Annotated in this window: 15 protein-coding genes; 2 read left to right on the top strand and 13 right to left on the bottom strand. The window is 69.7% G+C overall.

Annotation, left to right across the window (positions count from 1 at the left end; genetic code table 11):
• Positions 1 to 19 precede the first annotated feature (19 nt).
• Entirely contained in the window at positions 20 to 1,771 is a 1,752-nt protein-coding gene (locus ABD716_RS08975) for a cutinase family protein (protein WP_344775993.1), read from the top strand.
• A gap of 1 nt (position 1,772) precedes the next feature.
• Here the strand turns inward: ABD716_RS08975 and ABD716_RS08970 are convergent, their stop codons facing one another.
• The 5 genes from ABD716_RS08970 to ABD716_RS08950 all read right to left on the bottom strand — a co-directional run bounded on the left by ABD716_RS08970 (position 1,773) and on the right by ABD716_RS08950 (position 7,520).
• Positions 1,773 to 2,342, bottom strand: coding sequence for a DinB family protein (locus ABD716_RS08970; protein ID WP_344775991.1), 570 nt, complete (start codon positions 2,340 to 2,342; stop codon positions 1,773 to 1,775).
• Positions 2,343 to 2,365: 23 nt separating this feature from the next.
• Positions 2,366 to 3,712: a serine hydrolase domain-containing protein gene (locus tag ABD716_RS08965; RefSeq protein ID WP_344775989.1), complete on the bottom strand. Its 1,347-nt coding sequence runs from the start codon at positions 3,710 to 3,712 to the stop codon at positions 2,366 to 2,368.
• Between the two features lie 95 nt (positions 3,713 to 3,807).
• Positions 3,808 to 5,106, bottom strand: a complete 1,299-nt coding sequence (locus tag ABD716_RS08960; RefSeq protein ID WP_344775987.1) for an ATP-dependent DNA helicase — start codon at positions 5,104 to 5,106, stop codon at positions 3,808 to 3,810.
• A 56-nt stretch (positions 5,107 to 5,162) separates the two neighbouring features.
• Complete coding sequence (locus tag ABD716_RS08955; protein ID WP_344775985.1) at positions 5,163 to 7,130, bottom strand: bifunctional copper resistance protein CopD/cytochrome c oxidase assembly protein; 1,968 nt, start codon at positions 7,128 to 7,130, stop codon at positions 5,163 to 5,165.
• A 102-nt stretch (positions 7,131 to 7,232) separates the two neighbouring features.
• Positions 7,233 to 7,520: an HU family DNA-binding protein gene (locus ABD716_RS08950; RefSeq protein ID WP_344775983.1), complete on the bottom strand. Its 288-nt coding sequence runs from the start codon at positions 7,518 to 7,520 to the stop codon at positions 7,233 to 7,235.
• 172 nt (positions 7,521 to 7,692) lie between these two features.
• Between ABD716_RS08950 and ABD716_RS08945 the strand changes: the two genes are divergently transcribed.
• A complete protein-coding gene (locus tag ABD716_RS08945; RefSeq protein WP_344775981.1) occupies positions 7,693 to 8,943 on the top strand; it encodes an amidohydrolase in 1,251 nt (416 codons plus the stop codon).
• 125 nt (positions 8,944 to 9,068) lie between these two features.
• Here the strand turns inward: ABD716_RS08945 and rpsN are convergent, their stop codons facing one another.
• The 8 genes from rpsN to ABD716_RS08905 form a co-directional block, all read right to left on the bottom strand.
• Positions 9,069 to 9,374 carry a 30S ribosomal protein S14 gene (rpsN, locus tag ABD716_RS08940; RefSeq protein WP_344775979.1) on the bottom strand — a complete coding sequence of 102 codons (306 nt, stop codon included), beginning with the start codon at positions 9,372 to 9,374 and terminating at the stop codon, positions 9,069 to 9,071.
• Positions 9,375 to 9,379: 5 nt separating this feature from the next.
• Positions 9,380 to 9,547, bottom strand: a complete 168-nt coding sequence (rpmG, locus tag ABD716_RS08935) for a 50S ribosomal protein L33 (protein WP_022881958.1) — start codon at positions 9,545 to 9,547, stop codon at positions 9,380 to 9,382.
• On the bottom strand, positions 9,547 to 9,783 hold the full coding sequence (gene rpmB, locus ABD716_RS08930; protein WP_344775977.1) for a 50S ribosomal protein L28: 237 nt from the start codon (positions 9,781 to 9,783) through the stop codon (positions 9,547 to 9,549). The genes rpmG and rpmB overlap by 1 nt, the downstream gene beginning before the upstream one ends.
• 184 nt (positions 9,784 to 9,967) lie before the next feature.
• Positions 9,968 to 10,387: a Fur family transcriptional regulator gene (locus tag ABD716_RS08925; protein ID WP_344775975.1), complete on the bottom strand. Its 420-nt coding sequence runs from the start codon at positions 10,385 to 10,387 to the stop codon at positions 9,968 to 9,970.
• Entirely contained in the window at positions 10,384 to 11,283 is a 900-nt protein-coding gene (locus ABD716_RS08920; RefSeq protein WP_344775973.1) for a metal ABC transporter permease, read from the bottom strand. The genes ABD716_RS08925 and ABD716_RS08920 overlap by 4 nt, the downstream gene beginning before the upstream one ends.
• Complete coding sequence (locus tag ABD716_RS08915) at positions 11,280 to 12,182, bottom strand: metal ABC transporter ATP-binding protein (RefSeq protein WP_425553414.1); 903 nt, start codon at positions 12,180 to 12,182, stop codon at positions 11,280 to 11,282. The genes ABD716_RS08920 and ABD716_RS08915 overlap by 4 nt, the downstream gene beginning before the upstream one ends.
• Positions 12,154 to 13,062: a metal ABC transporter solute-binding protein, Zn/Mn family gene (locus ABD716_RS08910; protein ID WP_344775969.1), complete on the bottom strand. Its 909-nt coding sequence runs from the start codon at positions 13,060 to 13,062 to the stop codon at positions 12,154 to 12,156. The genes ABD716_RS08915 and ABD716_RS08910 overlap by 29 nt, the downstream gene beginning before the upstream one ends.
• Before the next feature lie 74 nt (positions 13,063 to 13,136).
• Entirely contained in the window at positions 13,137 to 14,195 is a 1,059-nt protein-coding gene (locus tag ABD716_RS08905) for a histidinol-phosphate transaminase (protein WP_344775967.1), read from the bottom strand.
• Positions 14,196 to 14,220 lie beyond the last annotated feature (25 nt).

The raw sequence follows: 14,220 nt of genomic DNA, 5'->3' as shown, positions 1-14,220 counted from the left end.
CCCGCGTAGCGTTGAACGGGTGACCCGCACACGTCGACGCACGCCCGCGCTTGCGGCGGCCGCCCTGGTGGCGCTCGCCCTCGCGGTCTCGTCGGCGACCCCTGCGCGGGCGGCGGCGACTCCGACGCCGACGCCGGCTGCGACGGGCGCGGCGGCCGGTGCGGTGGCGGGCAACTGCCCCGACTACGAGTTCATCGGCGCGCGCGGCTCCGGCGAAGACAACAGCATCCCTGCGAAGAAGCGCTACACCTCGGCGAACCCGAGCTGGGGCATGGGCGGCGAGCTCGCCGACCTCTACCGACGCGTCGAGAAGACGGCGTCGGCGAACGACGTGACGATCACGCCCTACGGCGTTCCCTATCCCGCCGTCGGCATCGATGTCGTGACGGGCGACGCCCTCGTCAGCGGCGACCTCGGCGTGTACTCGAAGTCGGTCGAGCTGGGCGCGCACGCGGCGGCGGCCGAGCTCGAGCGGGTGAGTCGCACCTGCCCGGGTACCGGCGTGATCATGTCGGGGTACTCGCAGGGCGCCCAGGTGATCGTCGAAGCCGTGCTGTCGGCCATGCCGAGTGCCCGCCGTGCGCTCGTGGCGGCCGTGTTCTTCGGCAACACCTACTTCAACTCGGCCGACAGCACCGACGACTACGGCAGTTTCGCGCCCGGCCTCGACGGCTACCTCGTGAGCAACAGCAAGGGCGGCAGCACGCCCAACGGCGCCGCCGACGCCGGCTCCGCCGCGAGCACGGCCGACGGCGGCAGCGACTGGGCGAGTGAGTTCGGGCGGGCCGCGATCTTCGACTACTGCCACGACGGCGACCCGATCTGCGGGCTGGTCGACGACCGTGTCGTCGGCGGCGTGAACTACCCCGTCCGCGACTTCGCCCACATCGTCGCGACCACTGCGAGCCCGTCGGGCGACCCCAACATCCTGTCTCAGCACGGCACCTATCAGCGCGGCGACACCGCGAACGCGGCGCAGCAGCTGCGCTACGTGATGGGGCTCCCGCTGCTGCGTGCGCCGAAGGCGACGGCCAAGATCACGGGGCCCGTGACGACCGAGGTGGGTGCCGAGACCCGCTTCAGCGCGGCGGGCAGTCTCAGCGACCCGGCCGACCCGATCATCCGCTACGCCTGGACCATCGACGGCGGCACCGCAGCCGCGCGCCGGCTCACGACCACCGCCCCGAGCCTCGCCACGGTCTTCGCGACGCCCGGAACGCACACGATCGCGCTGCGCACGACGACGCTGACCGGCGCGCAGGCCTCGGCCTCCGCCAGCGTCGAGACCTCGCCGAAGCCGGTCGCGGCCCCCGCCGCGCCGACGCGCGTCACCGCCACGCCCGGCGACGGCGCCATCACGCTCAGCTGGCCGGCCGTCGATGGGGCGGAGTTCTATGCCGTGAAGGACTCCGACGGCAAGCTGCTCACCGCCTTCACGCCGCTCGTGGCCGGGCAGCAGACGGTGTCGTGGACCGACACCGGCTTGAGCAACGGCCACGCCCGGAGCTACCGCGTATATGCCGTCAACAGCATGGGCCGCAGTGTCGGCTCGACCGAGGCGACCGCCGAACCGGAGGCGGCGCCGAGCCGGCCCGCGGCGGCGGCCGTGCGGCTGCCTGCCGCCGCGGCGACCCCCGTCGACCCCGAGCTGGCGTGGGCGCTCGGACTCGGCCTGATCGTGGTGGTGGTGGCTGTCGCCCTGCTCAGAACGGCGCCGCCGCGCCCGGCGCGCCCTGCCCGCCCGGCGCGGGTGCGTCGCCGCCTGCGCTGAACTACTCGCCTGCGCTGAAGGATTCGCCGCCGACATCCCAGCGATGGTGGATGACGTCGTGCGCGAAGTATGCCGCGAGCGACGCGACCGTGAAGCGCGAGCCGTCAGTGCGTCGCCCCGTGCGACCGAGCTCGGCGTCGGGCACCAGCTCGAAGGCATCCGCGATCGCATGGCCCGCGGCCGCCAGCTCGCGCGCGACCCGCACGGGCGACTGGGACCGGTAGTCCGCCCGCACGGCCGTGTCGTCCTGGTCCCAGTTGAGGAAGTCGGGGTCGGTGAGCACGAGCATGAGGTTGAGCCGCGCGTGCATGATGCGGAATACGTCGCGGGTGTGCGCGGCGTATTCGAGCGGCGACCACGTCGAGTCGTCGGGGCGCACGCCGAGGGCTGCGGCCGAGCCGGCCGCCGCCGAGCCGTCGCCGCCTTCGAGAACTCCCTGCCAGAACTCGACGGCCTCACGCGTCACGCGGGGAACGTCTCCATAGCTGATCGCCGCGGGGTCGAACCCGCACTCGGGGCAGGCGCGCTCGAGCACCCAGGTCCAGTTCTTCGTGTCAGGCGTGATGGGCACTGGCTCAGTATCGCAACGACGGGCTAGTACTCGGGCTGGATGTCTGCGATCGCGGCGAGCGCGGGGGTGAGTGCGCCGCCTGCGGCGTTGCACCCGGTCTCGTGCGGCAGCACCGCGCCCAGCTGCTGAGCCGTCCACGGCAGGCCGATCGCCGGCTGCTTCTTGCCCGACTCGGCCGGCGCCTTCGACGCGATCGAGGCGAGCTGCAGGGCGACCAGCCGGGCGAAGTTCGCGCCGGGCGTCGAGTTGTTCACCATGACGACGACGGTCAGCCCCGACTTCGGGTCGGAGTACGCGGCGGTCGCATAGCCCGGCACCGCGCTCGCGTGCCCGATGAGGGGCCCCATCTTCTCGACCCCGAGCCCGTACTGCGCCCACGACGGCATCGACTTCGACATGATCACGCTCTTCTGCTGCTGCGCGGCGAGTTCGTCGGGCAGCAGGGCGCCCGCCGCGACGGCGTGCACGAGCGAGGCCGTGTCTGTCAGGTTGCTGACCAGACCGCCGGCCTGCTGCATCGCCGTCGGCGAGAGCTTCGTGTCGTCATCGAGCACCTTGCAGTTCGTCGCACCGGTCACGGGGTCCCTGTCAGCCGCGTATCCGCTGGCGACCGGGCTCGGCAGCGCCGAGGTGCTCGGAAGGGTCGTCGTGTCGCTGATGCCGAGCGGCCCCGTCACGTACTTCTCGTAGAGCGACGGCCATGACTCGTGGGTCGCGGTCTGCAGTGCAAGGCCGAGCAGCACGAAGCCGGCGCTCGAATACGACCACTTCTGACCGGGGGCACCGGTGCGCGCCTGGCCGAGCCCGCTGTTGATCAGCTCGACCGCGTCCCAGGTGCGCGTCGGGTTCGTCACCATCTGCGGCGCGAGCTCGCCCCAGTAGTCGGCGAACCCCGAGGTGTTCTGGCACAGTGCGCCGAGGGTGAGCCCGTTCAGGCCCACCATGCGCGGCAGATAGGTCGACACCGGGTCGTCGAGCTTCACCTTCTTGTCGCCCACGAGCCCGAGCAGCACGGTGCACGTCGCGGGTTTCGTGATGGACCCGATGCGGAACGACGCGTCGACGTCCATGGGCGCCGCGTTCTTCTCGCGTGACGCGTGGCCGGATGCCGCCGTCCACGTTCCCGACCAGGGGGCCCACACGCCGGCGACCCCGCCGCTCGCACCCGCCAGCTTGACCGCATTGTCGAGCACGTGCTGCAGTTGCTTGGTCGTGCTGCTCGGCATCCGATCGCCGGTCTGCGCTCCGATCGCGGTGACGCTGGCGCCCGCCACATTGCCGCACCCGGCGAGCAGCAGCGCGCTCATGCCGAGAGCGATCGCGGCAATCGCGCGGCGCGCGCGCAAAGCAGGACGGACGTCAGACGCCATGCCCACCACCCCTCGTGCAGCAGCAGTCTGTGGTTTCGAGTCTATGCGTGCGTCTACGGTCATCCATACGCCGATCGGATGACTCCGCGACGGTGTTACGAAGCCGTGACCGCCACGCGCGGCGCACGCCCCGCGTCGGCCATGAACCGCTCGACGTCCTTGTCGACCCAGATGTCGGAAGGGCGCAGCGGCCGGGTCAGATAGAGCCCCTCGAGCGCCGTGATGCGGCTGAGTGCGACGTAGGTCTGCCCGGGGCTGAACGCACGCGAGCCGAGGTCGACGATCGCCTGGTCGTAGGTCTTCCCCTGCGATTTGTGGATCGTCACCGCCCACGCGAGGCGCAGAGGGAACTGCGAGAACTCGGCGACGACCTCTTTCTCGAGCTTCTTCGTCGCCGGATCGTAGCTGTACTTGTGCCGCTCCCACGTGGCCGGCTCGACCTCGTAGCGCACGCCGTCGATCTCGACCTCGACGTTGGCGGTGATCTTGGTCACGGTTCCGATCGAGCCGTTCACCCAGCGCACCTCGCCCTGCCCCTGGGTGTCGTTGCGCAGGAACATCACCTGCGCGCCGACCTTCAGCTCGAGCGCTTCGTCCGCCGGGTAGTTGCGGCCGCCGAAGTCACCCGAGATCTCTGCCTTGGCGGTCTGCAGCCGCCCCGGCAGCCGCTGCAGCTGCGCCTGGTTGATGCGGTTGACCGAGTCGTTGCGGCTCGCCAGCGTGATGACCCCGTCGCGCGGCGCCGGGCGAGCGCCCACCGTGTTCAGCCTGTCCGCGATCTCCTTCGTGACCATGCCGTGCCGCACCGCGTTGAGCATGTACTTGAACTCGGCCTCGTGCTGCCGGTGCACCTCGCCGAGCTCGACGATGCGCAGCTCGGCCGTTTGCCACACCTTCGCGTCGAAGAACCACATCGAGCGGTAGGTGTCGGCGAAGTACTCGCGCTCTTCCTGGCTGCCGGGCACCGGCGCCAGCTGGTACGGGTCGCCGAACAGCACGACCTGAACGCCGCCGAACGGCTCCTTCCGCTTCCGCGCCTGGCGCAGGCTGCGGTCGATCGCGTCCATCAGATCGGCGTTGACCATCGACACCTCGTCGATCACGAGCGTGTCGATCGTGTTGAGCAGCTTCTTCAGCTCGTCGGACTGGTCGATCGCCTGGTCGGCGATCACGCCGATCGGCAGTCGGAACAGCGAGTGGATCGTCTGCCCGCCGACGTTCAGGGCGGCGACGCCCGTCGGCGCGCTGATCACCAGCTGCTTCTCGGTGTTCCACGCGAGGTGGTTCAGCAGCGTGGACTTGCCCGTGCCGGCGCGGCCGGTGACGAACACGTGCTCGCGCGTCTTCTCGATCAGGTCGAAGACGGCCTGCTGTTCGCGAGAGAGTCGGGGCACCGATTCAGATTAGTTGCCGTCGGATGCCGCCGCCGTTGATATCCCCAGGGTGCCGCTCAGCGGCGCGAGGAATCCCGTTCGGCCATGCGCTGCAGCATCGCGTTGTATTCGGCGACGTCGGCGTTGCCGGTGCGATCGGACGCCCGGTCCTTCCGCTTCGTCTCGCGCGCGTCGCTGCGGCTCCATTGCAGGGCGACGATGATCGCGAGCACCAGCGTCGGAAGCTCGCCGATGCTCCACGCGATGCCGCCGGCGACGTACTGGTCGTGCATCGGCGTCGCGCCCCAGGTGCGGCCCATCGCCCCGAACCAGTCGGCGAGGAACAGCCCGGACGCCGTCATGATCGTGAGTCCGAAGAAGGCGTGCACCACCATCGTTCCGAGCAGCAGCACGAGCCGGAACGGGTAGGCGAGCCGGAACGGCACCGGGTCGATCCCGATGAGCGACTGGACGAAGAGGTAGCCGGTGATGAGGAAGTGCACCGTCATCCACTCGTGCCCGAGATGGTTCTCGGTCGCCCAGCGGAACAGCGGCGAGTAGTAGAAGACCCAGAGACTGCCCACGAACAGCAGCGCAGCGATGAACGGGTTGGCGAGGATGCCTGCGATCTTGCTGTGCACGGCGAGCAGAATCCACTCGCGCCCGCCGCGCGAGCCGTCCGTGCGCTTGGCGATCGCGCGAGCCGCCAGGGTGACCGGCGCGCCGGGGACGAGCAGCAGCGGAACGACCATCATGAGAGCCATGTGCATCGTCATGTGCGCGGAGAACAGGTAGTCGACGTAGACCGCGATGCCGCCGCTCGTGATGTAGGCGAGCACGAGCATGCCGACGATCCACGAGATCGTGCGGCCGAGGGGCCACGCGTCGCCGCGGCGGCGCAGGCGCAGCACGCCCGCGACATAGAAGACGATGCCGAACGCGGCGACGAGCAGCCAGATCGGGTCGACGTTCGCGCCGAAGAGCAGCGTGCGCAGCGTCTCGGGCGGCGGCAGCGGCTGCCCCGTCAGGATCTCGGCGGGCGTCGTGCCGATGGGCACCTGCTGAACGGGCGTGGCGGTGCGGGCGAGTGCGGCGGCGATGCCCGAGGCGACGCCCATGAACGCGAGCTCGGCCGCCACGAGCGCCCAGAACGGCCCTCGGCCGGCGCTCGTGCGAAGGCGGGCGATCAGCCACCTGCGCTGCAGCACGCCGAACAGGCCCAGGATGATGAGCACCGTCACCTTGCCGATGACGAGCAGGCCGTACGGGGTGAGCAGATTCGCCCAGGTGCCGATTCGCAGCTGCGCGTTGAGGAAGCCGCTGAAGGCCACGACGATGAAGCAGATCAGGGCGAGGCTCGAGTAGCGGGCGAGCACGGTCGGAAGCCGGTCGCCGCCGAGCGTGTTGCGCAGCAGCACGAGCGTCAGCAGGCCGCCGATCCAGACGGCGGCGCCGACGATGTGCAGGCCGAGCGAGGTGATCGCGAGGTTGTGGCCGCTCGTGCCTGCGGCATGCCCCTGCAACGCGATGGGAACCAGCGAGCCGGTGGCGAGCAGAGCGACGAAGACGAGAGCGGTCTGGTTGCGGACCGCGAAGCACAGCACCGTGGTCGCCGCGGCCGCGAGCGTCGTGATGCCCCACGCCTGGCCCAGGGCGATGCTCGAGACGAACTGCATGAACTGGTTGCTGAAGGCCTCCGTCGCCGCAAGGCGCGTGCCCGTCGCGTCGCTGAACGAGAGCACCGTGACGACGCCGGAGGCGACCGCCATGACGGCGGCAGATGCCGCCGCGACATCGAGGGCGCGGTCGAACTCGGGCCTCTTCGCGCTCAGGGCGAAGATCGACAGCACGAGCGCCCCGATCATGCCCGCAGACGACAGATCGACCACCAGCTTCGTGAGCGGCAGACCCCACCTCACCACCGGGCCGGGGTCGCTCAGTGCGAGCGGCGCGCTCGCCCCGCCGAAGGCGAGGGCGGCGATGACCGCGGCGAGCGCCGCGACGACGAGTGCGACGGGCCCTGCGACGCGCTGCGCTCTGTTCACCGCACCAGCGTAGTTCGCGGTGCCTTGGAGCTTTCCTGGCACGGTCGCGCGCACGAAAAAGGCGCCCACCGCGGTGAGCGCCTTCCTCTGTGTGGTGCGGTCTTACTTGACGGCAGCCTTGAGCTTCGAGCCCGCGGTCAGCTTGACGCGCTTGCCGGCCGGGATCTTGATCTCGGCGCCGGTCTGCGGGTTGCGGCCCGTGCGAGCGGCGGTCGCCGAGCTCTCGGCGGCGAGCCAGCCGGGGATCGTGACCTTGCCGCCGTCGGCAACGGTCTTCGCGATCGTCGCGAAGAAGGCGTCGATGACGCCGCCGACGACGGTCTGGCTCTGGCCGGTCTCACCGGCGACCGCAGCGACGAGCTCGGTCTTGTTCAGCGACTTGTCAGCCATGGGGTGTCCTCCTCGGACTACTGCTGCGTCAGCAGCGTCTGTGTTCAGTGATGAAACGGTTGGCCCACAGGGAGGCTGGTGTTCCGGCCCCCTCCGGCCACGGCCAAAGTAGCATCACACCCGCGTGAATCCGCGGAATTTCGGCGTGTTGCGGCAGTGAAAGGATGTCGTCATGAGCCATCGCGACGACAGGAATCCGATCAGAACGACCCGCGGAAGCGTCGCGGTGACGAATGCCCGACTCGTTCCCGTCTCGGCAGAGCCGATCGAGAACGGCACGATCGTGGTTGTCGATGGTGTGATCCAGGCGCTCGGCGCCGGGGTCGAGATCCCCTCGGGCATCCCTGTCGTCGACGCGGGCGGCAAGCCGGTCTACCCCGGCTTCATCGAGGCGCACGGCCATCTCGGCGTCCACGAGGAGGCCGAGGGCTGGGCGGGCAACGACACCAACGAGATGACCGACCCGAACGGCGCGGGCCTGCGCGCCATCGACGGCATCAACATCGAGGACGAGGGCTTCCGCGACGCCCTCAGCGGCGGAGTCACGAGCGCCGTGATCAAGCCCGGCTCGGGCAACCCGATCGGCGGGCAGACCGTTGCGATCAAGACCTGGGGCGGGCGCACCGTCGATGAGCAGGTGATCGCGGATGCCGTGTCGGTGAAGTCCGCGCTCGGCGAGAACCCGAAGCGGGTCTACGGCGACAGGAAGCAGCTGCCGTCCACGCGGCTCGGCGTGGCATCCGTCATTCGCTCCGCGTTCGTCGACGCGCAGAACTACCGCGCCAAGCGCGACGCCGCGGCGGCCAAGGGCGAGGTGTTCGAGCGCGACCTCGCGAAAGAGACCCTGGTGCGCGTGCTCGACGGCGAGCTCGCCTGGGACCAGCACACCCACCGCGCCGACGACATCGCGACGGCACTGCGGCTGGCCGACGAGTTCGGCTACCGCCTGGTGATCAACCACGGCACCGAGGGTGCCGAGCTCGCCGACGTGCTCGCCGAGCGCGACGTGCCGGTGATCTTCGGGCCGCTCTTCACGACCCGCTCGAAGGTCGAGCTGCGCAAGCGGGCGATCGTGAACCTGGGGCGGCTGGCCGCGGCGGGCGTGCGGGTCGCGATCACGACGGACCACCCGGTCGTGCCGATCAACTTCCTCGTGCACCAGGCGTCGCTCGCCGTCAAGGAAGGGCTCGACCCGCGCACCGCCATCGAGGCGCTGACCGTCAACCCGGCCTCCTTCCTCGGCCTGCGCGAGCGCGTCGGGGCGCTCGAGCCCGGCCTCGACGGCGACCTCGTGATCTGGTCGGGCGACCCCCTCGACGTCAACTCGCGCGCCGAGCAGGTCTACATCACGGGCACGCGCGTGTACTCGTGGGATGCCGCAGGCGGCGGCGCCGTCGTGGAGCGCTCCGCCCGCTTCGCCTAGCAACTAGTTCCCGTTCCGGACGGATGCGCCCGGGGCCGCGGGCGCGCATGTCCGGAACGGGAACGAGTTGGCGCCGGGCACGACGAAGGCCCCCTGGAGAACCAGGGGGCCTTCGTGAGAACTGCTTACCAGCTCGACTTGGTGATGCCGGGCAGCTCGCCGTTGTGCGCCATCTCACGGAAGCGGACACGCGAGATGCCGAACTTCGAGAGGACGCCGCGGGGGCGGCCGTCGATCTGGTCGCGGTTGCGCAGGCGCACCGGCGACGCGTTGCGCGGCAGCTTCTGCAGCCCCACGCGAGCGGCCTCGCGCTCCTCATCGGTGGAGTTCGGGTTCACGAGCTGCTTCTTCAGCTCGAGGCGCTTCGCGGCGTAACGGGCGACGACGGCCTCGCGCTGCTTGTTGCGGGCGATCTTGCTCTTCTTAGCCATATTCCTTAGCGCTCCTCACGGAACTCGACGTGCTTGCGGATGATCGGGTCGTACTTCTTCAGCACGAGGCGATCGGGGTCGTTGCGGCGGTTCTTCTTGGTCACGTAGGTGTAACCGGTGCCGGCCGTCGAGCGGAGCTTGATGATCGGGCGGATGTCCTGCTGCTTGGCCATTAGATCTTCTCCCCACGGGCCAGGATGTCCTTGACGACGGCCTCGATGCCGCGGGCGTCGATGACCTTGATGCCCTTGGCGGACACGTTCAGGGTGACGTTACGGCGAAGCGAAGGGACGAAATACGTCTTCTTCTGGATGTTCGGGTCGAAACGACGCTTGGTGCGTCGGTGCGAGTGCGAAATGGTGTGACCGAAGCCGGGGGTGGCGCCGGTCACCTGGCACACTGCTGCCATGTGATTCCTCCATCACTACCGATGCCCCAGAAGGGGCATCCCAAGATCTCTTGTCGGCACACGCCCGCCACCTTTTTTCGCGAAAGGGGGATCGGTGTGTGCGAACCGGCTCGAGGAGTCCGAGCCAGACAAACATCAAGTCTACGGGACGGCGTGTCGCGGCACCAAATCGCGGCGAGCGCGGCTATGCGGATGCCTGTGCCGAACGCGCCTGCGCGGAACAGTCGCGGCACAGGCCGAACACGTCGACGACGTGCTGCGGCTCGGTGAATCCATTCGCGCTCGCGACCTGCTGGGCCCATTCCTCGACCGCATCGGCCTCGATCTCGACCGTGAGCCCGCAGTTGCGGCAGATGAGGTGATGGTGGTGGCCCGTCGTGGAGCACGCACGGTAGAGCGCCTCGCCTTCCGGCGACTGCAGCGAGTCGGCCTCGCCCTCGACGGCGAGCGACGCGAGCGCGCGGTACACGGTCGCGAGCCCGATGGGGGAGCCGCCGTCGCGCAGATTCGAATAGAGGCCCTGCGCGCTGATGAAGCCGTCGCTCGAGCCGAGCGCCTCGCGCACGGCCTCGCGCTGCCAGGTGTTGCGCTTCGCGGTCGTCATGCCGCCACCTCCATGGGGGCGGCCGGCTCGGGCATCCGGCGCCCGGAAACGCCGCGACGCGCACGCGACGCGCCGATCACGCGGCAGACGACGTAGATCGCGAACGAGATCGTCGTGACATACGGGCTGATCGGGACAGAGCCGCCGAGAGCCAGCAGGATGCCGCCGACCATCGACACCACGCCGAACAGCACGCTCAGCAGCGGCACCACGAGCGGCGAGGCGGAGACGCGCAGCGCCGCAGCGGCCGGGGTCACGAGGATCGAGAGCACGAGCAGCGCACCGACGATCTGCACCGACACCGCAACGGTCAGCCCCAGCAGCAGCATGAACACGATCGACAGCCCGCGCACCGGCACCCCGCGTGCGGCCGCGACGTCGGCGTCGACCGACGCGAAGCTGAGCGGGCGCCACACGATGGCCAGCCCGACCAGCACGACGAGGGCGATGGCGATCAGCCAGCCGACCTGCGGGTCGTCGATCGCGACGATCTGCCCGGTGAGCAGCCCGAACTTGTTGGCGCTGCGCCCGGGGTAGAGGGCGAGGCACAGGATGCCGAGGCCGAGGCCGAACGGCATGAGCACCGCCGTGATGCTGTTGCGCTCGCGGGCCCGGGCACCGAGTGCGCCGATGAGCAGCGCGGCGACGAGCGAGCCCACGATCGAGCCCTGCACGACGCCGACGCCCAGCAGCAGCCCCGCCGAGGCGCCCGCGAACGAGAGCTCGCTGATGCCGTGCACCGCGAACGCCATGTCGCGGCTCATCACGAACACGCCGATCAGGCCGCCGATCACGCCGAGGACGGCGCCCGCGATGATCGAGTTGCGCAGCAGCACGAGTAGCTGGCCGTAGTCGCTGAAGTTGAAGATCTCGCCCCAGAGCTCCGCGTGCGTCACAGCACCACCACCTCGCTGTCGTCGGGGTTGTGGTCGCACACGGCCTCGTGCCCGGCGTCATGATGCTCGTCGTGGGGGGCGTGGCCGCTGTCGGGCGTGCCGACCACGATGATGCGGCCGCGCGCGCGGATGACGTCGACGGGCGAGCCGTAGAGCTCGCTCAGCACCTCGCTGCGCAGCACCTCGTCGGGGGCCCCGACGCGGAATCGCCCGCCCGCGAGATAGAGCACGCGATCGACGATGGGCAGCACGGGATTCACGTCGTGCGTGACGAACAGCACGCCGAACCCGCGCTCGCGCCGGTGCCGGTCGATCAGCTCGCTCACGGCGCGCTGGTTGTTGAGGTCGAGTGAGGCGAGCGGCTCATCGGCAAGCAGCAGACGGGGGTCGGATGCCAGCGCCTGGCCGATGCGCAGGCGCTGCTGCTCACCACCCGACAGCGTCGAGACGGGCACGTTGGCGTAGTCGGTCGCGCCGACATCGGCGAGCAGTCGGTCGACCCGGCGGCGCTTGTCGCGGCTCGGCCAGAAGCCGTACGAGCGGCCGTCGACGCCGAGGCCCACCAGATCGCGGGCGCGCAACGGCGTCCCCTCGTCCGCCAGCTTCTGCTGCGGCACGTAGCCGATGCGCGGATTCCCCGCCGTGACGGGCTCGCCGGCGACAAGCACTTCGCCCGCGGTCAGCGGCTGCCGCCCGAGGATCGCACGCAGCAGGCTGGTCTTGCCCGACCCGTTGGCACCGAGCACCGCGATGAACTCGCCAGGGGCGACGTCGAGGTCGAGCCCCTGCCAGAGCGTGCGGCGGTCGAAGCGCAGCGTCGCGCCCCGCAGGCTCAGGACCGGGCCGGCGGGGCGCTCACCTGCCGAGAGCTCAGTCGCCAAGCGCTGATCCGATCGCATCGAGGTTCGCGGTCATCCACTCAATGTAGTTCTTGCCCGTGGGCAGCGTCTCGGTCACCGGCACGACGGCGACGTTGTTCTGCTTGGCCGCCTTCAGCACGGCTTCGGTCTGCGGCCCCGTGGTCTGCTCGTTGTAGGCGAGCAGCTTCACGCGACCGCTGCTGTAGAGGTCGAGCGTCTGCTTCAGCACCGTCGGTGCGACATCCGTGTCGTTCTCGATGGCCTCACTGAACTTCTCGGGCGTGACGTTCTTCAGCCCGATCGCGTCGAGCATGTAGACGGGGACCGGCTCGGTGATGGTCACCGCCGTGCCCGCGTGCTCGCTCTTGAGGTGCGCTTCGGTCGCCTCGAGGTCGGCGAGCTTGCCGTCGAAGCTCGTCGCGTTGGCGTGGAAGTCGTCCGCCGCCGCGGGGTCGGCCTTCGCGAACGAGTCGGCCAGCTGGTCTGCCACCTTCTTGACGGTGGGGAAGTCGTACCAGAGGTGCTCGTTGAAGTCGCCCTCGCTCGGGTGCTGGTCATAGCCCGAGATGTCGGCGGCGACGAGCGTGGTCGGGTGCTTCTTCGACGCCTTCACCATGGTGCTGACGAAGTCGTCGTAGCCTCCCCCGTTCGAGATCACCACATTCGCCTTCGAGATGGCGAGCTGATTGCGGGCGTCGGCCTGGTACTCGTGCGGGTCCTTGTCGGGGTCGTCGATGATCGACGTCACCTTCACGTGATCACCGCCGATCGCACTCGCGACTGAGCCCCACACGTCGGTCGAGGCGACCACGTTGAGGCTTCCGGACTTCGCTGGGCCGGAGGCGTCGGTGGAGCAGCCCGCCAGGACGAGGGCCGCCGCGGCGAGAGCGACAGGAGCAATAAGGCGCGTTCGATTCACGTCTGTGACGTTACGCCTTATTGATAATGATTGTCAAAACCAGCAGAGCAGCAAGCGGATGCCTGCGCCGCACCTCAGTGCGGCAGGGTGGCCGTCACCGCGAGAATCCGCTCGATCGACTCCTCTTCGCCGATCGAGATGCGGATGCCGTCATCGAGGAACGGCCGCACCGCGATGTCGGCGTCGAAGAACGCGTCGGTCGCCGCGGTCGTGTGCGCCCCGGTCGGCAGCCACAGGAAGTTGCCCTGCGCCGCGGGAATGCTCCAGCCCTGCTCGACGAGCGCACCGCGCAGGCGGTCGCGACGGCTGACGATCTCGGCCACGCGCTCGTCGAGCGCGTCCTTCCTCTCCAGGCTCGCGAGGGCGGCGGCAAAGCCGAACTCTGTCACCGCGAATGGGATCGCGGTCGCACGCGCCGCGGCGAGCAGGCGGGCGGGCCCGATCGCGTAGCCGACGCGCAGCCCCGCGAGGCCGTAGGCCTTCGAGAACGTCCGGGTGATGACGAGGTTGGGGTAGCGCCCGAGGTAGGCCTCGCCGTCGACGGCGCTCGGGTCGGTGACGAACTCACGGTAGGCCTCATCGAGGACGACGAGCACCTCGGGGGGAACGGCGGCCATGAACGCCTCGAACGCCGCCGCGGGCACCGCGGGCCCTGTCGGGTTGTTCGGCGAGCAGACGACCACCACGCGGGTGCGCTCGGTGACCGCCGCGGCGAGCGCGGTGAGATCGTGCTCGAGCGTGTCGGTGAGCGGCACGCGCACGCTGGTCGCGCCGGTGACGGTGACGAAGCCGGGGTATGCCTCGAACGAGCGCCATGCGTAGACGATCTCGTCGCCGGGGGCGGCCGCCGCGAGGAACAGCTGCTGCAGCAGGGACGACGAGCCGGCGCCGACGATGACCTCGCTGAACTCGACGTCATAGCGGTCGGCCAGCGTGGTGCGCAGGGCCACGGCCGCGCCGTCGGGGTAGCGGTTGATCTCGACGTGCGCGGCCGCGGCCTCGAGCACACCGGGAAGCGCCGGGTACGGGTTCTCGTTGCTCGACAGCTTGAAACCGTCGGGCGAGGGCGAGCGCCCCTGCGAATAGGCCGTCAGCGCGGCGATCTCGGGGCGCAGACGCACATTCTCAGACACCCTTCAAAGGTAGCCGTGCGCCTGT

It is taken from the genome of Gryllotalpicola kribbensis, assembly GCF_039538245.1.
Taxonomy (GTDB): Bacteria; Actinomycetota; Actinomycetes; order Actinomycetales; family Microbacteriaceae; genus Gryllotalpicola; species Gryllotalpicola kribbensis.
This window is presented reverse-complemented; position numbering and strand designations above follow the sequence as displayed.